Source organism: Fictibacillus sp. 7GRE50, assembly GCF_015903875.1.
GTDB classification, from domain to species: Bacteria; Bacillota; Bacilli; order Bacillales; family Fictibacillaceae; genus Fictibacillus; species Fictibacillus phosphorivorans.
This window is the reverse complement of sequence record NZ_JACZDW010000001.1, coordinates 1,219,248-1,238,481: the sequence shown is the minus strand read 5'-3', so window position 1 is coordinate 1,238,481 and position 19,234 is coordinate 1,219,248. Positions and strand designations below refer to the sequence as shown.

Below are 19,234 nucleotides of genomic sequence, written 5' to 3'. Positions count from 1 at the left end.
GGGTGATAGAGTTGGGTAATGGAGTCAATTTTGTCAACTCTCCGATATATGATCAAAATTCCGGTTATTATAGCAAAAATTCGCCCGTGCACGAAACACGGACGAATGGGGCGCCAGAAGGGACACACGAGTCGGTAAAGCGAGGCCGGATTTTCTGGAACGAAAAGCCGGTGCTTTTACACGTGTGACAGAGGCCTATTTATTTTTAGACGTAAGGACAGTAACGATAAGCGAGCTGAAAGCGACCGCGAACATCAACGCCTCAAAGATCGTCAGAGGCATCACCCCCCTTAACTGTAAGCTGCGGATACCCGCAAGATGTCCAGCTTCAGTTTAAAAAAGGGAATGCGCCGACCGTCTGTCCTTCTGAACGCTATTTTCATTATACCACTTTAATAGTCAGAATAGTCAGCCTAAAGAAACAGGGTAATCGAACTATTTTTATTGGTTGAAGATTAAGAAAACAGGAATGTGGTATGGATAAGAAGTGGTTATTTGAAAATAGCTGCATTCTTACAAAAATTGAATTGGAATCTTAGGTCCCAGAATGCTATAATCATTTTGTTTGTAAAATCTCGAAACAACGATGCCTGGCATTTCAAAATATATAGTAGGAGTGAGACCAACATGAGTATTTGGTTTACTGAAAAACAAACGGAAAATTTCGGAATTACGATGAAAATTAACAAAACGTACGTATCTGAGCAAACAGAATTCCAAAAGCTAGATATGGTAGAAACAGAAGAGTTCGGAAACATGCTGATCCTTGATGGCATGGTTATGACTACACAAAAAGACGAGTTCGTTTACCACGAGATGGTAGCACACGTACCTCTTTTCACGCACCCTAACCCGAAGAACGTTTTAGTTGTAGGCGGCGGAGACGGTGGAGTAATCCGTGAAGTGCTAAAGCACCCATCTGTTGAAAAAGCCGTTCTTGTTGAGATCGATGGAAAAGTAATCGAGTATTCTAAGCAATATCTGCCTGAAATCGCTGGGGACCTAGAGAACCCACGCGTTGAAGTAAAAGTAGATGACGGATTCATGCACATTGCAACGAGCGAAAATGAGTATGATGTAATCATGGTTGACTCAACTGAGCCAGTGGGACCAGCTGCTAAGCTTTTTGAAAAAGGTTTCTATGAAGGAATCTCTAAAGCTTTAAAAGAAGACGGAATCTTTGTTGCACAAACGGACAACCCATGGTTTACGCCTGAGTTGATCTCTCAAGTGTTCAGTGACGTTAGTGAGATCTTCCCGATCACGCGTCTTTACACAGCGAACATCCCAACTTACCCAAGCGGACTTTGGACGTTCACGATCGGATCTAAGAAGCACGATCCACTAGAAGTACCGGCTGAGCGTTTCCACGATATCGAAACGAAATATTGGACTCCGCAACTTCACACAGCTGCGTTCGCGTTGCCGAAGTTTGTGAGTGATTTGATTAAAAAGTAAATCTGTAATCATAAGCTTTGTTGCTTTTGAAAGTGATTGATTTCCGTTTCAGATGCTTCGCTTTCCGCGGGGCAGGCGGTGAGCCACATTCGCAACGTTTCACTCTTAAGTGTCTCACCTGCCCGCCTGTCCCGCAGGAGTCTCGCATCTTACACTCCAATCACTTTTCGATGAAGCTTCTTTTGGCGAAAAGGAAGCGCGCAGCAACAATCAACGAAAACAGTAAAAAAATAAGAAAAATAGGGGCCGTCAAAAGTGAGTTGTATCTTACTTTCGCGACGGTCCCGTATTTTACATAAGGAGTGTAAAATCATGCGTTTTGACGAAGCTTATTCTGGAAATGTGTTTATTTTAAGTAAGCCTGATTATAAGACGGCTGATGCTGTTCTTTACGGCATGCCGATGGATTGGACGGTTTCATTCCGTCCGGGTAGCCGTTTTGGCCCTGCTCGTATTCGTGAGGCATCTCTTGGTCTTGAAGAGTACAGCCCATACATGGACAAGCACCTTGAAGAAGTGAACTATTTTGATGCGGGAGACATCCCGTTACCGTTCGGAAATCCTCAGCGTTCACTTGATATGATCGAAGAGTACGTTTCAACGTTACTCGCTGACAACAAGTTTCCGCTTGGAATGGGTGGAGAGCACCTTGTGACTTGGCCGGTATTTAAAGCATTGAAGCAAAAGTATGATGACTATGTCGTGATTCATATCGATGCACATGCTGACCTTCGTGAGCAGTATGAGGGAGAAGTTCTTTCTCACTCAACACCGATCCGTAAAGTTTGCAATCTGATCGGCGCGGAAAACGTGTATTCGTTCGGAATCCGCTCTGGTATGCGTGAAGAATTCGAATTCGCAAAAACGAGCGGTATGCACATGTACAAATTCGATGTAGCTGAGCCTTTAAAAGAAGTTCTTCCAACATTAAAGGGACGTAACGTGTACGTTACCATCGATATCGATGTGTTAGATCCGTCTGCAGCTCCAGGAACAGGAACAGCAGAAGCCGGCGGAATCACTTCAAAAGAGCTTCTTGAAGCGATTCAGTTGATCGCAAAAGCGGACATCAACGTAATCGGAGCAGACTTAGTAGAAGTAGCTCCCGTTTATGACCACTCCGAGCAAACACCTATTGCAGCTAGCAAATTCCTTCGTGAAATTTTGTTAGGCTGGGTAAAATAATTGAATTGTAGACCCTGTTTGAAGGCTGTTGTTTGCAGCCGTCGAACAGGGTTTTTTATTAGGTGTGAATTTTAGACGTGGGTGAGTGTCGAGCTGTGTCGAATGGCCTTTATTTGCTGAATTAGACTTAATTGATATGAATTTTGACTTAATTTTTTCGAATTAGACTTAATTGAACCACACTCCGACTTAATACTCATCAAACCGACTTAATTGCCATCCGCCACCCCCATCACACAACATGCAACAGAGCCCAAACATAAGAAAACCGGCCTCGAATCATCGAGACCGGCGAATGTTAAGCTAATTCTTCAACTAATTTTTCTTTTTTGATGTATTTTGCAAACAAAATCGCTTCTACCACGAAATAAACCATTGATCCGATGCATACATATGTCCAGATTTCTTGAAGCTTGGCGTTTTGCCATAGATCAAGCAACATGAATAGGGAAGGTAGCGTTAATGTTACCCAAGACTGAACGAAAGCGACTCTTCCGATATAGTTTTCGTATGGTTTTTTAAGTGCGGACGACAAGAAGAACAGAAACCAAAGGAACGCCCACAACACCCACGTAAGGGCATTGACTACGTCATTTTCTTGAACGTAAAACACAAGTGCATAAACGATAGCCATCATCGATACCCACAAGGAGTACCAACCAAGGCCGCTGGAATCGAATCCTTTTAGAATCGTCACGCCTAGATAAAGGTATGTGAACCCAAACAAGAAAACAGCACCGTTATTGAACATCGACCAGTTTGATCCATCAGACGTGATGATGAGATAGATCGGTGTGATGACTTGAAGTAATCCGACTAATATATTAAAAAACGCGACACTTTTTTCTTCAGCTTTTCCGAGCAACATTAAGCTGTTTAAGAATAAAGCTCCACCTGAGAACAGCAAACCTATAGCACCCATAATTATTCCCTCATTACTCTATAAGATAGTTTTTAGAGGTCAGACCTCTTACATTAATCAAATATAGTAAATTCTTAAGTGTAAAGCAATGGAAATCTGAAGAAAAATAGTAGGAAGGAACTGACTTAAACTGTTCTTAGCTAAATTTGTCGAAATTTGTTATAACATTAAGTCTTTTTTGCTATAGTTACAGTAGAGAATTAGATGGATAAAGGGGGGGACAAATAGAATGACAGCGATTTCAAAAGAGATGGAGTATTTTCAAACGTTCATCGATCAGCTTTCTGATGCCGTAGTGGTTGTGGATCAGAATGAAGAAATAACAGGAGTGAATCAACATTATTTGGATCTGACAGATCAGGCAGCTTTTGAAACAGGAAAGTCGATGGATGAAATCCTTTTACGTCATTCAGATGGTGACGAAGGAACATTGCTTGCTGTAAATGGATTTATTTCGGTAAAAGTGAGTGAAGGGTTTTTGCCGTTTGCTGAAAGTCCGTTCCGCTATTATATCTTGAAAGAACTGCCCGCTGTCGTTCATTCTTGTCAGGAGCCTCTTATGAAAACGTTAATGAACATCGTTCCGGATTTTATCGGGATAAAAGATGGAGATGGGCGTTTTGTGTTTGCGAATGAATTTGTAGGTGAGCTTTTTGAACTGCCGGGGTTTGATTTTACTGGTAAGACCGATGCTGACTTAGCAGAGATCACGCCTAACTTTCGTGAAGTCTTTCAATATTGTATCGAGACAGATGAACAAGTGTGGCAGGCGAAAGAAATTGTTCGATGTGAAGAGTTCGTGCCTGCGCGAGACGGCGGTACACGATTTTTTGATGTATACAAAATTCCAGTGTTTCATCCAAATGGAACTCGAAAGAATTTGCTTGTATTCGGCCGGGAGGTTACGGAAAAGATTGAGTCCCGACAGCTGTTAGAAGAGAGTGAAGCGAGATATAGGCTTTTGGCTGAAAACGCGATGGATATGATCACAACACATAAAGCAGATGGTTCATTTACGTACATTTCACCTGCATCGTTTGCGTTATTAGGAAAAAGACCTGAAGAGATTTTAGGAGATACAGGCTATGGAATGCTTCATCCGGATGACGAAGAGATCTCAAGAAAAGCTCATGAAGATTTAATCTCAGGACCGTGCACGAAAACCGTTCCTTTTCGACTACAGCATAAAGACGGGCACTATGTGTGGCTCGAAACTTCATGTAAAAGCATCACAGATGACACAGGTAAAGTCGTAGAGATCATTGGGGTTACGCGTGATATCTCTGATCGAAAAAAATCAGAAGACTTGCTTCGTCAATCCGACAAGCTTTCAATCGTTGGACAGCTTGCGGCATCCGTTGCTCATGAGATACGAAATCCGCTCACCTCATTAAAAGGGTTCATTCAATTTTTACAAGAAAGCCAAGAGATCGATCCATCCAACTACTACAGCATCATGGATAAAGAACTGAACCGCATCGATCAGATCATGGGGCAGCTGTTATTGTTGGCAAAACCCCAAGTTCGAACATATAAGAAGACGTGTTTAAAAGAAATCATCGAATTTGTAGAAACCCTTCTACAGCCTGAAGCAATCGTCCAAAATATACAGATCAATACGAGGATCCCTGATGTTATGCCTCATATACATGCGGAGGAAAATGAGCTGAAACAAGTGCTGATCAACTTATTGAAAAATGCGATCGATTCGATGGGTGATGGCGGCGAGATCACGATTCAAGCTCAAATGATGGATAGCCAGATTCATATATCCGTCAAAGATCAGGGTTGTGGAATTCCGAAAAATCGAATCGAGAAAATGTGTGAACCTTTTTATACGACAAAAGAAAAAGGGACAGGGCTCGGTCTGATGATCAGCTCTAAGATCATGAAAGAGCATAACGGTGAACTCCGGTTTAGTAGCATAGAAGGCAAGGGAACCACGGCTAGCATGGTATTGCCTGTGTAATGTAATGAACTTGAGCTGATGGTGATGTTTTCAGTTCAAGTTTTTTTCGAGTGGCTTTGTCGCTTTTTGTAAACTCGCCGATATATCTTAAAAAGTTGCCGTATTAAGGTTGAAACTCGCCAAAATATATTAGATTTACGCCGTATTATCTCTATATTTTCTCGAATTCTTTGGAACGACTTCTCCCCAACTACATTAAAAAGAAGCTTTTCACTTCTTTTTGAGTGAAAAGCTCCCTGATTTATTCCCTGTTGTTACACATTCTCCGGCTCAGCTACTTTTACTAGCTGCTTTCCTGTGTTTTCACCAGAAAACAGACCTAAGAATGCATCAATCGTATTTTCAAATCCCTCTACGATGTTTTCGCTATAAGAAATTTTGCCTTCTTTTACCCATTTAGCAAGTTCGATCGCACCTTCTTCAAAATGAGCCGCATAATCGCTAACGATAAATCCTTTCATCAGCGCACTGTTGATCAGAATTTGACTTTGCATACGTGGACCAACATCTACTTTTTCAAGGTTGTAAAGGGCGATCTGGCCACAAACCGGAATACGAGCGCCTTTGTTGATCAATGCGAGTACGCTATCAGAGATTTCACCGCCGACGTTATCAAAATATACATCAACGCCGTCTGGGCAAGCAGCTTTTAGTGCTTCATATACATTTTCCGTCTTGTAGTTGATCGCAGCATCAAAGCCTAGTTCGTCTTTTAAGTAAGAGATCTTTTCATCTGAACCTGCGATTCCGACAACACGAGCACCCTTGATCTTGGCGATTTGACCAACGATCGTACCAACAGCTCCAGCTGCGCCGCTGACAACAACCGTTTCGCCTTCTTGAGGGTTTCCGATATCCAGTAAACCGAAGTAAGCTGTTAAACCAGTCATGCCTAACACACCAAGGTTTGCAGTAAGTGGAGCAAGAGATGGGTCTAATTTACGTACTTCAGCATCACTCGCTACATTATATTTTTGCCACGCTAAGTTACCGATCACGAAATCGCCTTCTGCTAGTTCACCCGAACGAGATTCAACAACTTGTCCGACAATTCCACCAGAGATTGGTTCGTTTAACTGAAATGGAGGCACGTATGATTTTCGGTCGCTCATGCGTCCTCTCATGTACGGATCTACAGATAGATAAATCGTTTTTAAAAGTACCTGATTACTTTCAAGAGCAGGGGTCGAAGTCTCCTCAAAGCGAAAATCACTCTTTTGCGGCGCGCCTTTTGGACGATTCACAAGTAAAATTCTTTCGTTGTTCATTTAAAATCCTCCTCATTTCTATTTCATCTTCTCGAGTGTATAATACGTCATTAACGACCCTCATTCCAAATCATCCACTCATGAAAACGTGTTTTTAGGATATATTTACCTATTAGAACCATGAATTTTTAAAAAGACACCCATAAGGTTGAAGGGAAGCAGTGAAATCTTTTATAATAGGTAAGTTAAAGAGGTACATCAAAAAAGGAAGTGTTGTTCGCATGGATCAAGATACGGAATTGTCTGTTGCGCTTTCGATAAGTTCAGAAGTACATTTCAGCGGTGAACAAGAGAAACATTTCACCGAGACAGAAGGTAAGCTCTATAAACGTGGGGACGTCACCTATCTTCAATATAAGGAAGAGATAGAAGGTGCAGGTTCTGTCAATAATGTGATTAAGATAACGCACGCTGGTATTCTGATTATCCGCTCAGGCAGTGTATCTATGAAACAGAAATATTTAATAGGCCAGACTACAAAAGGCATGTACGACAGCCCGTATGGCCAGCTTTGGATGGAAACGACTACACATGAAATGAATTTCCGCTGGAATCAGCAAAAACAGACGGGGGATCTTAATCTCGCTTATGAACTGGTTCTGCAGGGTGAACATACAGGAACACATCGAATCAAGATTAATTTTCAGGAGGCAAAAGCATGAATATCCTTGACCAAGTCAAGCAGCTGTTAAAAGAAGAGATCGAAGAAGCGGTCGTAAAAGCGGGACTCGCTAAAAAAGAAGAACTGCCTGCAGTCGTTCTTGAAGTACCAAAAGATAAAGCGAATGGTGACTTCGCGACGAACATGGCGATGCAATTAGCGCGTGTTGCTAAAAAAGCCCCTCGCATGATCGCAGACGATCTTGTAGCAAATTTTGATAAAAGTAAAGCATCTATCGCAAAAGTTGAGATCGCAGGTCCTGGTTTCATTAACTTTTACATGGATAACTCATATTTAACAGAGCTTGTACCAACTGTTCTAAAAGCGGGCAAGGATTACGGACGTACGGAGCATGGCGGCGGTAAAAAAGTACAAGTCGAGTTCGTATCTGCGAACCCTACAGGAACGCTTCACTTAGGACATGCACGTGGTGCGGCTGTTGGTGATACGATCTGTAATATTCTAGACTATGCAGGCTATAACGTTTCTCGTGAGTTCTACATCAACGATGCAGGGAATCAGATCAACAACTTAGCTACGTCGATCGAAGCTCGTTACTTCCAAGCGCTAGGCAAGGATAAAGAGATGCCAGAAGATGGTTACCACGGAGCGGATATTATCGAATTTGGTAAAGATCTAGCCGAAGAGTATGGCGATTCTTGGTTAGAAAAAGAAGAGAGCGAGCGTGTGAGCTTTTTCCGTGAATACGGTCTTACACGAGAGCTTGAAAAACTAAAAGCTGATCTCGCTGAATTCCGTGTAGATTTTGATGTGTGGTTTTCTGAGACTTCACTCTATCAAAACGGAAAAATTGATGCAGCACTAGAGAAGTTAAAAGCTAAAGGTGTCGTGTATGAAGAAGAAGGCGCGACTTGGTTCCGTACGACAGATTATGATGATGACAAGAACCGTGTACTTATCAAGAACGACGGATCTTACACATATTTAACGCCAGATATCGCGTACCATAACGATAAGTTTGAGCGTGGATTTGAAAAGTTGATCAACATTTGGGGAGCAGACCACCACGGTTACATCCCTCGTATGAAAGCGGCAATTCAAGCGTTAGGCTATGAAAAAGATCAACTTGAAGTGATGATCATCCAGCTTGTTTCTCTGTTCCAAAACGGCGAAAAAGTGCGTATGAGTAAGCGTACGGGTAAAGCTGTAACGCTACGTGAACTGATGGAAGAAGTGGGCATCGACGCGACTCGTTATTTCTTTGCGATGCGTTCTAACGATACTCATCTTGATTTTGATATGGACTTAGCAGTTTCGAAATCGAACGAAAACCCTGTATTCTACGTACAATACGCACACGCACGTGTATGCAGCATGCTTCGCCAAGGGGAAGAGATGGGTCTTTCTTATGAGGGAGAACTGGATCTTTCTCAGATCGATTCTGAAAAAGAGTTCGAGCTTTTGAAGAAAATCGGAGAATTCCCTGCTGTTATTAATGAAGCGGCTGAAAAACTTTTAACGCACCGTGTAACGAACTATGTGTTTGAGCTCGCATCTGCTCTTCATAGCTTCTATAACGCAGAGCGTGTACTCGACCCAGAAAACAAAACAAAATCACAAGCGCGCTACGCGTTGATGAAAGCTACTCAAGTAACGATTGAAAATGCATTGAACATCATCGGTGTAGAAGCACCAGAGCGTATGTAATATAGAGAAAACCTGTCTGCGGACAGGTTTTTTCGTGTTTTGGAGAGTGGTTTTCTTTGATTTGAAGGCAAATATAGAGGTTTGTGAGCGATTCTAGGGGGTTTGTGAGCGATTCTAGAGATTTGTGAGCGATTCGAGAGGTTTGTGAGCGATTCCAAAGCTATGCTCAATTACCAACGAATCACGAACGCATCCAAAACAAAAAAGGAATTCTACAGCTTTTCTTGAATTCTATTGAAGCACATGATTGCTTAGGAGGTTCCCAAAATGACATCATCCAACAAAAGCCCTTTTGTTATCGGAAAAATTGAAGGGTACTCGAAAGAATTTTCAAACTTGATCTCTATGATGGACTACACGAGGGAAACGACGATCTGGGACGTTCAAGATCTATCCGTTGAAGAGCTAGATTATCGAATAAACGGAATAGGGAATTCAATCGGCATGCTGCTCGCTCATCTTGTGGCTGTAGAAAAGATTTATCAATTTATCACATTTGAGGGAAAAGATCTGCCAGAGGAGGAGATCGAGCGTTATGCAGAAACACTCCAGCCTGCACTCGATCTAGGTGAAGCTGCGGCAATCATCCATGGCAATACAGCAGAATTTTATTTAGAAGATTTAAGAAAGACTCGTGAAATTACCTTGCAGCATTTTCAAAAGCTTGAAGATTCATGGCTCTATGAAACAACACCGTGGTGGGGCAATGAGCTCGGTAACAACTACTTTAAATGGTTTCATGTATTTGAAGATGAACTGAGTCATCGCGGTCAGATTCGTATTATTAAAAAACATTATGAACTCGCGGCAGCGAAATCTTCTACACAATCCTAACACAACGAAAAAAGGGATAATGTAGGGATAACATGCCATATTAATAAGAGATAGGTTTGGAAACTCGTTTGAAAGAGGGGGTACATATATGAAGTTGATCGTATTATCACTAATAACAGGCGCCCTCGTAGGCTTTGTTTTTGCCCTGTTAAAACTCCCGATTCCGGCACCACCCGCATTACCTGGAATCATGGGCATCATCGGCATCTATTTAGGCTATCAAGTTTACATCTGGATGGCAGGTACTTTTCTAAAGTGAGGAGAACATGGCATTAGCCGGACTGACCTCTGAGTTGCAAATCTATTATGAAAAGCTAGGAACCGGTGCTCCGATTGTTTTTTTACATCCGCCTGGTATGAGTCATCTCGTGTTCAAGTATCAAAGAGAACTAGCGAACGATTATCAGACGATCTTTCCTGATTGTAGGGGACACGGTCGTTCATCTAGTAAAGACAAAGAAACGTTTACGATTTGGGACTTGGCAGATGATGTGGCTTCATTATTGGACCACTTATTATTAGAAGAGGCGTACATTTGTGGGTATTCGGCAGGTGGTTCGGTCGCACAAGCGTTTGTTCAAAAATATCCACATCGGACAAAGGGTCTTATTTTGAGTGGCGGCTTTTCTCAAGTTTCTACATTCGCACTGAAAAAGCAGTTTCAAACTGGAATAAGGCTGGCAAAAAATGCACCAGCCCTACTCAATCGAATTCTCGTCAGCACACACTCAAATTCTGTGGAAGATCGAAAAGAAATGTTGTCTTATCATAAGCAGACAGATCCTAAAACGTGTCAGCGGTTCTACCAAGAAAGTCTTTCCTTCCAATGTACGGATCAGCTAAAAGAGTGGCGCTTTCCGTTGTTGTTCATTTACGGGGAACAAGCGGAATATATGCATCCTTACAGAAGAATCTACGCAAGGAATGTTCACCCGAAAGCAAAAATCGTTCTCTTAAACAAAGCGCTGCATCAGCTTCCGATCAAACATTATGCAAGCTTTAATGCAGAGATTAAAAAATTTATTCCTTGCCTTACATAAGGATGGTTCCACCGCTCATCCTCTTGAAGCCGCGCACTTTCTCCAGTTCATCCACAAGCTGAAGAACAGCGCGGTCTTTTTGTTTGGCTTCGATCATAACGTCCAGCTCATCTGTGTAGTTGGACATCAATTTAAAGAACGGCAGGACATAGTCCTTACTAACGAAGTCATGGTGACTTCTGTACGCTTTCTCGTCTTTTGGTGAGGAAAGATGAACTTTTGGCGGTCGACCTGTATTCTCCCACGTTTTCACGAACCTAGGCAATAGTTCCTCTAGAGAACCATCGTCATCCGGATTCGCCATGTAATGATGATAATCAAACATAAGTGGAATTCCTTCATTTTCACAGACTTCTAATGTCTCTTGGGTCGTGAACGTTTTATCGTCGTTTTCAAGCGTCATCCTTGCTTTAATATCGGCTGGGAGAAGTTTAATATTTTCATAAAAACGTTCTAAAGCAGACGGCTTATCACCATAAGCCCCGCCGATATGAATATTGATATAGCTTCGGTCCTCGATCCCCATTCCTTTAAGCAGATCAAAATGATATTGCATATCCTTAACAGCATTTACGGTTACCTCTTTACGAGGGCTTGTAAACAGGGTGAACTGATTAGGATGCATGCTCGTTCTGATGTTATATTTTTTTACGAGCTTCTCGATCTCTTTACATTCTTTCTTCGTCTCCTTCAAAAAATCCCAAGCTGCTTCAGGATGAGTAGCTAAAGGGACGATGGAGGATGACATGCGATGAAGAGGAAGCTCGTGCGCGACACAATAATGAAGAACGCGCAGTGTGCGCTGTAGATTGTTTTTCGTGATGGCAAGCAATTGAGCTCTGCGTTCTTTTTCATCACGTTTTTGATAAGTAGCAAAAGTCATTGTTTTTGCAGGTGAGGCCTCATATAAATTGAGAGCCGTAGATACAAATCCGAAAGATGTTAACATGTTTGGCCCCCTGTTGTTTTGTATGTTTTTGGTATAAGTGCTGGTGAAGGATGTTGATTTCCGCTCCAGGTGCTTCGCTTTCCGCGGGGTGTGCGGTGAGCCTCCTCGTCGCTTTGCGACCTTAGGAGTCTCAACTGTCCCACTGATCCCGCAGGAGTCTCACACCTTACGCTCCAATCAACTAATCAGAGATGTCGAATCAAAAAGTTCACAAAAAGGGAGCTGATCCCCATTAAATTTATAAAAAAGGCGATAGTACAAAACCCACCACTTCTTTAAAGCGAATTTTAACAGAACTTCGTGTCTTCTTTAAACGTGCTAGCGTCAGCTTCTCAGAGCGTTCAAGGTCTGAATCGAGCACTTTTTTAACGGCTTGTATCTCTGTTTTGTCTGTAAAGATGCAATTTAGTTCATCGTTATAAAAAAAGCTGCGCAGATCGAAGTTAGCGGTACCAATATCGCAGATCGTATCATCAAACATGACGATCTTAGAATGATAAAATCCTTCATGAAACTGATAGATCTCTGCACCAGCTTCTAAGAGAGGTTTGACGAAACGATAAGAAGCTTCCTGCACAAAAGGATGATCGGGGTTCATTGGAACGAGCAGCTTCACGTTTACCCCGCGATTTAGTGCTGACAAGAGCTCTCTGTTCATCTTTTTACCCGGAATAAAGTAAGGCGAACCTATAAAAATGCTTTTTTTCGCACGTTTTATTTTTTTAAGAAAAAATTGATAACCTCCACGCCCTTTTGAAGGAAGAAGCATCAGCTCTCTTGCCCTTTCTTCGTTGAGAAGAGACGGGGTCTTGCTATGAGTCATCTTTTCATTTGTTGAACCGTTCCAATCATCGATAAATAATCGTTGTAATTCGCTCACAACGCACCCTTTTAATTTTAAATGATAGTCGCGCCAATCTCCAAACCGTGTGACTCTGCCCATATATTCATTTCCTACATTGTATCCGCCTATATATCCGATCTTAGAATCGATAATCGTAACCTTACGATGATTTCGGTGATTGATGCGGTATAAAAGGTAAGGAAATTGAGGCTTGTTGCTGTATTCAAAATGAACGCCTGCGTCTTTAAGGGCGTGAACGGTCTTTTTTTTCAATCCGTAACTTCCCATGTAATCAAGCAGTAGTCTAACTTCTAAGCCTTGCTGTGCTTTAGCGATCAGTTTCGTGCATAGCTCTTGTCCGAGTTCGTCGTCGCGCAATATGTAGAACTGTATGTAGATCGTACTCCTAGCTTCATCTATGTATTGAAACAGTGAATCAAAAAAATGAGAACCCGTTGTTAAAAGATGCATATTGCCTGTCGTAGTTACAGGAGGTTCTTCTTTTGCGGTCGTTTGTTTATGTCCTAAGTAAAAGTCGATCCAAGCCAAAATCCAGATGGCTATAATCACCAAAACGATCCACACGTTCATCTCCTCCTTTTAAATCAAACTTGTATATAGTATACCCCCACCATATGAAACCACTAAAAAAATTTTTTTAACAGATGTTGACTGAATGCTCATTCATTTATTTTTTTATGCTATAATGAAGTCAGAAAATTAATTTCATTTAGAATTATTAAAAGAGAAAGAATTAGGGAATAGGAGCATTGGAAGGGAGAGAGAGCGATGGACGGCTTAATGGTAGCAAACTGGCTTGCATTTCTTTTTGTAACCGCTTACGCACTGTTTTTATTTGCTTATGTCGTAAAAACAAGGTTTGAATTCATCAAGCTCGGCAAAAAAGTAGAGTTTGATCATACGGTTCAAGAACGAATTAAAGCAGTCTTAGTGAATGTATTTGGTCAAAAGAAGCTGTTAAAAGATAAGAAGAGTGGAATTATCCATATCATGTTCTTTTATGGATTCATTCTCGTTCAGTTCGGAGCGATTGATTTTATATGGAAAGGACTCAACCCTGGGTCGCATCTGCCTTTAGGCCCGCTTTATCCGGGATTCACGTTTTTCCAAGAAATCGTAACGACGATGATCATGATTGCAGTCGTTTGGGCTTTTTACAGAAGATATGTTGAAAAGCTTGTTCGATTGAAGCGCGGATTTAAATCTGGTTTGGTTCTTCTTTTTATCGGGGGCCTGATGCTTTCCGTGTTAGTTGGGAACGGAGCAGAGATTATCTGGCATGACCTTCCGTACGAGTGGACGGCGCCTATCGCGTCCGTAATTGCAATGGCTCTTGGTTTCCTAGGAAAAACAGGTGCTGCAGTCGTATTCTTTATCTCATGGTGGATTCATTTATTGTTCTTATTAACGTTTTTAGTGTATGTTCCGCAATCAAAGCATGCTCACTTGATCGCAGGTCCACTAAACGTTTGGCTTGGCCGCAAAGATAAAGTAGGAAAGCTTTCTTCGATTAATTTCGAAGACGAGACACAAGAAGTTTTCGGTGTGAATAAGATTGAAGACTTCAATCAAAAGCAGCTTGTAGATCTCTATGCATGTGTAGAGTGTGGCCGTTGTACGAATGTTTGTCCGGCAACAGGTACTGGTAAGATGCTTTCGCCGATGGATATGATCGTTAAACTTCGTGATCATCTAACGGTAAAAGGAGCGGCGGTTACATCTCGCACACCTTGGATGCCAGCGTTCGCTTTTTCGAACACAACAGGCAACCAGATCGCTTTTGAAGCGAGAGGAAAGGGCGCTGAGGAAACTGCTGCGACAACTGATGGATCATCTGCACTTGCTTATGATGTTGAGATGATCGGTGAAGTTATGACAGAAGAAGAGATCTGGGCATGTACGACTTGCCGTAACTGTGAAGATCAGTGTCCAGTCATGAACGAACACGTAGATAAGATTATCGACATGCGCCGTTATCTTGTGCTGACAGAAGGTAAGATGGATGCAGAAGCGCAGCGTGCGATTAAAAATATCGAGAAGCAAGGGAACCCTTGGGGAATCTCGAAAAAGGAACGCGAGAACTGGCGCGAGCTGAAAGAAGATATCCACGTTCCTACTGTAAAAGAAAAAGAAAAAGCGGGTGAGGAATTTGAGTACCTGTTCTGGGTAAGTTCGATGGGTGCTTATGACAACCGTTCACAAAAAATCGCACTTTCTTTAGCGAAGATCATGAACGAAGCAGGAATCACGTTTGCGATCTTAGGAAACAAAGAAAAGAACTCTGGTGATACGCCTCGTCGACTTGGAAACGAGTTTTTATTCCAAGAGATGGCGAATGCGAACATCGAGTTGTTCCAAAAGCATGGTGTTAAGAAAATCATCACGATCGACCCGCATGCGTATAACACGTTCAAAAACGAATACCCTGAGTTTGGCCTAGAAGCAGAAGTGTATCACCATACCGAGCTTTTAGCAGACTGGATCAAAGAAGGAAGAATCAAGCCGAAGTTCGAGGTGAATGAAACGATCACGTATCACGATTCTTGTTACCTCGGCCGCTATAACGAAGTGTATGAACCACCTCGTGATATTTTAAAAGCAATTCCAGGTGTGAAGGTTGTTGAGATGGATCGCAACCGTCAGAACGGAATGTGCTGTGGAGCGGGTGGTGGAATGATGTGGATGGAAGAAAAAGCAGGGTCTCGTGTGAACGTTGCGCGTACAGAACAAGCTCTTGCTGTAAATCCAACCATGATCGGAAGCGGATGTCCGTATTGCTTAACGATGTTGAGTGACGGAACGAAAGCGAAAGAAGTAGAAGAGCAAGTTCAAACGCTAGATGTTGTTGAAATCCTAGAAAAATCGATGTTTGGCTCACAGAAACAAGAAGTTCTTCAGTAGTTTTTGAGCATGTGATTAAGCTGCCCGCATATGAGTTGGCAGCTTCATGCTTGGAAGTTGGTCGACTGAGCGTTCGCTCGGCTCGTCTTTAAACAAATTTGTAAGCGTTAACATAATTTTCGCAGCTCTACTATACGAATCGGGAGGTTTTTCTTATGACAAAATCAGTAATCGTTAGTGGTGTACGGACACCTGTAGGGAAATTTGGTGGCGGATTAAGTTCTCTTACAGCGTCAGACCTAGGCGGAATCGCGATTAAAGAAGCGCTTCAACGAGCAAGTGTTGCTCCAGAATCGGTGGATGAAGTCATTTTAGGCTGTGTTCTTCAAGGTGGGCAAGGACAGATTCCTTCTCGTCAAGCGGCTGAAAAAGCAGGATTACCTTGGAAGACGAAAACAGAAACGATCAACAAAGTATGTGCGTCAGGCCTTCGTGCGATCACGATGGCAGATCAGATCATTCGCGCGGGTGATGAAGAAGTCATCGTAGCAGGTGGAATGGAATCGATGAGCAACGCACCATACATTTTACCGAAAGCGCGCTGGGGGCTTCGTATGGGAGATAGCTCAGTGAAAGATCTCATGGTCCACGATGGACTAACGTGTACGTTTACAGGTGTTCACATGGGAATCTACGGAAATGACGTAGCGAAAGAGATGGAGATCTCACGTGAACGTCAAGACGAGTGGGCGTACCGCAGTCATAGCCGTGCTATTGAATCGATTGAAAAGGGAATTTTTGCAGAAGAGATCGTACCTGTGGAAGTGCCTCAACGAAAAGGCGAGCCGGTTGTCGTGTCCCAAGATGAATCACCGCGTAAAGATACGTCTATCGAATCTCTTGCAAAATTAAGACCTGTTTTTTCACAAGATGGAACGATTACAGCAGGAAACGCACCTGGCGTGAACGATGGGGCAGCGGCTGTAGTCGTGATGAGCGATGAGCGCGCTGAAAAAGAAGGCAAAGAAGTGATGGCGACGATCCTTGGTCACACGGCACTTGCTGTGGAAGCGAAAGACTTTCCGAAAACGCCAGGTCTCGTCATCAATGAGCTCTTGATAAAAACAGGAAAATCATTAGAAGAAATTGACCTTTTTGAAATAAACGAAGCATTCGCAGCTGTTGCGTTAGCGAGCTCTGAGCTTGCTGGATTAGATCTTGAAAAAGTGAACGTGAATGGTGGAGCAGTCGCGTTGGGTCACCCGATTGGGGCGAGCGGCACGCGCATCGTACTAACGTTGATCCACGAGTTGAAAAGACGTGGCGGCGGACTTGGCATCGCTTCGATCTGTTCAGGCGGCGGGCAAGGTGACGCGATCTTAGTAGAAGTGAAGAAATAAGGAGGAGCAATATTCATGAGCATTCAAAACATTATTGTGATCGGTGCAGGACAGATGGGTTCAGGAATCGCGCAAGTTTGTGCACAAGCGGGCTATTCCGTTGTTCTGCATGACATGCAAGAAGAGTTCGTACAAAAAGGAATCGGAATCATCTCTAAAAACTTAAACCGCTCAGTGGAAAAAGGACGTCTGGATGAAAGTGAGAAAGAATCCATTCTGTCCCGCATCACAGCTTCTGTTTCTCTAGAGAACGCGTCAAACGCAGATCTTGTGATTGAAGCAGTCGTGGAAAATATGGACGTGAAAACACAACTCTTCAAGATGCTCGACCAATACGCGCCAGCTCACACAATCTTAGCGTCAAACACATCTTCCCTTCCAATCACAGAGATCGCGGCTGCAACGGACCGACCTGAAAAAGTTATCGGCATGCACTTCATGAACCCGGTTCCTGTTATGAAACTCGTAGAGATCATCCGTGGACTTCAAACAGCGGATGACGTATACGCGACGATCGAATCGGTATCTAAGAAGCTGCAAAAAGTACCAGTGGAAGTGAACGATTTCCCTGGTTTCATCTCCAACCGTATCCTTATGCCGATGATCAACGAAGCAATCTTCTCGGTGTATGAAGGAGTGGCTACACCTGAGGCGGTCGATGAGATTATGAAACTCGGAATGAACCATCCGATGGGTCCGTTAACACTAGCAGACTTCATCGGGCTCGACACGTGCCTCTACATCATGGAGACACTTCATGAAGGCTTCGGTGATGACAAGTACCGTCCGTGTCCGCTGCTAAGAAAGTACGTAAAAGCAGGCTGGCTCGGCAAGAAGTCAGGCAGAGGATTCTACAACTACGGGGTCTGACCCCACACAAAGACAAAAATTCCATTTTTGTCTTTGTGGAAGAGACAGCAAACAAAAATAGCAACCACAGAGAAAAAGCGAGTAAAGAAAGAACAAATAGAGAGATAACTCACGGAGAGAGACTACTAGTCGGCATTTCAATATAGGAATGGGGAGAGACCATGAACCTCTTATTTACTGAAGAACAAAAAATGATGCAGAAGATGGTACGGGATTTTGCACAGAAAGAGATAGCACCGGCCATTGAGCATATGGAGGAAACAGAAGAGTTTCCGCGTCATCTGATTACGAAGATGGCAGAGCTCGGGCTGATGGGCATACCGATTCCGGATGAGTATGGCGGAGCAGGGATGGATTTTACGTCCTACATCATCGCGATCAATGAGCTTTCTAAAGTGAGCGCGACGATCGGCGTTATTTTATCCGTCCATACGAGTGTTGGAACGAATCCAATCCTTTATTTCGGGAATGAAGAACAAAAGAGAAAATACATTCCTAAGTTAGCAAGTGGAGAGTACCTTGGTGCGTTCGGATTAACAGAGCCGAGTTCAGGTTCTGATGCAGCAAGCTTAAAGACGAGAGCCGTTAAAAACGGCGATCATTACATCTTGAACGGCTCTAAGATTTTTATCACAAACGCAGGAGAAGCGGACGTGTACATCGTTTTTGCTTCAACAGCACCTGATAAAGGAAGCTACGGGATTTCGGCCTTCATCGTCGATAAAGATACACCAGGTTTTTCAGTAGGAAAGAAAGAGAAAAAAATGGGGTTGAACGGATCAAACACGTGCGAAATCATTTTCGAAGATGCGCGTGTACCTGCTGAAAATCTTCTAGGTAATGAAGGGGAAGGCTTTAAGATCGCGATGAGCAACCTCGATGTGGGCAGGATCGGAATTGCTGCTCAATCACTTGGTATCGCTGAGGCGGCATTAGAATTTGCGACGAACTATGCAAAAGAAAGAAAGCAGTTCGGAAAGCCGATCGGTGCTAATCAAGGTCTAGGATTTAAGCTTGCAGACATGGCGACTGCCGTTGAAGCGGCAAAACTTTTAACCTATCGTGCGGCTGATCTAAAGACAAACAACCAATCATGCGGAAAAGAAGCGTCGATGGCAAAGCTTTTTGCATCAGAAACGGCAATGAAATCAGCGATCGAAGCGGTGCAAGTGTACGGAGGGTACGGCTATACAAAAGAGTATCCGGTAGAAAGACTGTTCCGAGACGCGAAGGTGTGTCAGATCTATGAGGGAACAAGTGAGATTCAACGCATGGTATTAAGCAAACATTTACTAGGATAAGAG

16 protein-coding genes are annotated in these 19,234 nt (G+C 42.9%); 12 read left to right on the top strand and 4 right to left on the bottom strand.

Going from position 1 to position 19,234, the window contains the following annotated elements; translation table 11 throughout:
* The first annotated feature begins 627 nt into the window (after positions 1-627).
* Together speE and speB are read left to right on the top strand one after the other, a co-directional pair.
* Positions 628-1,458 carry a polyamine aminopropyltransferase gene (gene speE / locus IHV12_RS06040; RefSeq protein ID WP_197190202.1) on the top strand — a complete coding sequence of 277 codons (831 nt, stop codon included), beginning with the start codon at positions 628-630 and terminating at the stop codon, positions 1,456-1,458.
* Between the two features lie 312 nt (positions 1,459-1,770).
* Positions 1,771-2,643 carry an agmatinase gene (speB, locus tag IHV12_RS06035; protein WP_197190201.1) on the top strand — a complete coding sequence of 291 codons (873 nt, stop codon included), beginning with the start codon at positions 1,771-1,773 and terminating at the stop codon, positions 2,641-2,643.
* A gap of 298 nt (positions 2,644-2,941) precedes the next feature.
* Here speB and IHV12_RS06030 read toward each other — a convergent pair whose 3' ends face one another.
* Positions 2,942-3,565, bottom strand: coding sequence for an AmiS/UreI family transporter (locus tag IHV12_RS06030; protein ID WP_197128259.1), 624 nt, complete (start codon positions 3,563-3,565; stop codon positions 2,942-2,944).
* A gap of 229 nt (positions 3,566-3,794) precedes the next feature.
* Here IHV12_RS06030 and IHV12_RS06025 point away from each other — a divergent pair, with 229 nt between their 5' ends.
* Positions 3,795-5,534 (top strand): PAS domain S-box protein, encoded by a 1,740-nt coding sequence (locus IHV12_RS06025; RefSeq protein WP_197190200.1) that lies wholly within the window; start codon positions 3,795-3,797, stop codon positions 5,532-5,534.
* 254 nt (positions 5,535-5,788) lie between these two features.
* Here the strand turns inward: IHV12_RS06025 and IHV12_RS06020 are convergent, their stop codons facing one another.
* Positions 5,789-6,802 carry an NADP-dependent oxidoreductase gene (locus IHV12_RS06020; protein WP_197190199.1) on the bottom strand — a complete coding sequence of 338 codons (1,014 nt, stop codon included), beginning with the start codon at positions 6,800-6,802 and terminating at the stop codon, positions 5,789-5,791.
* A 221-nt stretch (positions 6,803-7,023) separates the two neighbouring features.
* Here IHV12_RS06020 and IHV12_RS06015 point away from each other — a divergent pair, with 221 nt between their 5' ends.
* From IHV12_RS06015 to IHV12_RS05995, 5 genes are all read left to right on the top strand, one after another.
* Positions 7,024-7,464: a DUF1934 domain-containing protein gene (locus IHV12_RS06015; protein WP_197128262.1), complete on the top strand. Its 441-nt coding sequence runs from the start codon at positions 7,024-7,026 to the stop codon at positions 7,462-7,464.
* Complete coding sequence (gene argS / locus IHV12_RS06010) at positions 7,461-9,131, top strand: arginine--tRNA ligase (protein WP_197190198.1); 1,671 nt, start codon at positions 7,461-7,463, stop codon at positions 9,129-9,131. The genes IHV12_RS06015 and argS overlap by 4 nt, the downstream gene beginning before the upstream one ends.
* 267 nt (positions 9,132-9,398) lie before the next feature.
* Positions 9,399-9,965 carry a DinB family protein gene (locus tag IHV12_RS06005; protein ID WP_197190197.1) on the top strand — a complete coding sequence of 189 codons (567 nt, stop codon included), beginning with the start codon at positions 9,399-9,401 and terminating at the stop codon, positions 9,963-9,965.
* 88 nt (positions 9,966-10,053) lie between these two features.
* Positions 10,054-10,224: a DUF1427 family protein gene (locus tag IHV12_RS06000; protein ID WP_197190196.1), complete on the top strand. Its 171-nt coding sequence runs from the start codon at positions 10,054-10,056 to the stop codon at positions 10,222-10,224.
* Between the two features lie 7 nt (positions 10,225-10,231).
* Positions 10,232-11,005, top strand: a complete 774-nt coding sequence (locus IHV12_RS05995; protein ID WP_197190195.1) for an alpha/beta fold hydrolase — start codon at positions 10,232-10,234, stop codon at positions 11,003-11,005.
* On the opposite strand, the gene uvsE is transcribed toward IHV12_RS05995, so the two are convergent.
* Both uvsE and cls read right to left on the bottom strand, forming a co-directional pair.
* Positions 10,998-11,954, bottom strand: coding sequence for a UV DNA damage repair endonuclease UvsE (gene uvsE, locus IHV12_RS05990; RefSeq protein WP_197190194.1), 957 nt, complete (start codon positions 11,952-11,954; stop codon positions 10,998-11,000). The two genes, IHV12_RS05995 and uvsE, sit on opposite strands and share 8 nt — an antisense overlap.
* Before the next feature lie 238 nt (positions 11,955-12,192).
* Complete coding sequence (gene cls, locus IHV12_RS05985; protein ID WP_197190193.1) at positions 12,193-13,383, bottom strand: cardiolipin synthase; 1,191 nt, start codon at positions 13,381-13,383, stop codon at positions 12,193-12,195.
* Positions 13,384-13,587: 204 nt separating this feature from the next.
* Between cls and IHV12_RS05980 the strand changes: the two genes are divergently transcribed.
* The 4 genes from IHV12_RS05980 (at position 13,588) to IHV12_RS05965 (ending at position 19,231) form a co-directional block, all read left to right on the top strand.
* Positions 13,588-15,720 (top strand): (Fe-S)-binding protein, encoded by a 2,133-nt coding sequence (locus tag IHV12_RS05980; RefSeq protein ID WP_197190192.1) that lies wholly within the window; start codon positions 13,588-13,590, stop codon positions 15,718-15,720.
* A 155-nt stretch (positions 15,721-15,875) separates the two neighbouring features.
* A complete protein-coding gene (locus tag IHV12_RS05975) occupies positions 15,876-17,060 on the top strand; it encodes an acetyl-CoA C-acetyltransferase (RefSeq protein ID WP_197128269.1) in 1,185 nt (394 codons plus the stop codon).
* Positions 17,061-17,075: 15 nt separating this feature from the next.
* Positions 17,076-17,930: a 3-hydroxybutyryl-CoA dehydrogenase gene (locus IHV12_RS05970; RefSeq protein ID WP_197190191.1), complete on the top strand. Its 855-nt coding sequence runs from the start codon at positions 17,076-17,078 to the stop codon at positions 17,928-17,930.
* Positions 17,931-18,091: 161 nt separating this feature from the next.
* Positions 18,092-19,231 carry an acyl-CoA dehydrogenase gene (locus IHV12_RS05965; protein ID WP_197190190.1) on the top strand — a complete coding sequence of 380 codons (1,140 nt, stop codon included), beginning with the start codon at positions 18,092-18,094 and terminating at the stop codon, positions 19,229-19,231.
* Positions 19,232-19,234 lie beyond the last annotated feature (3 nt).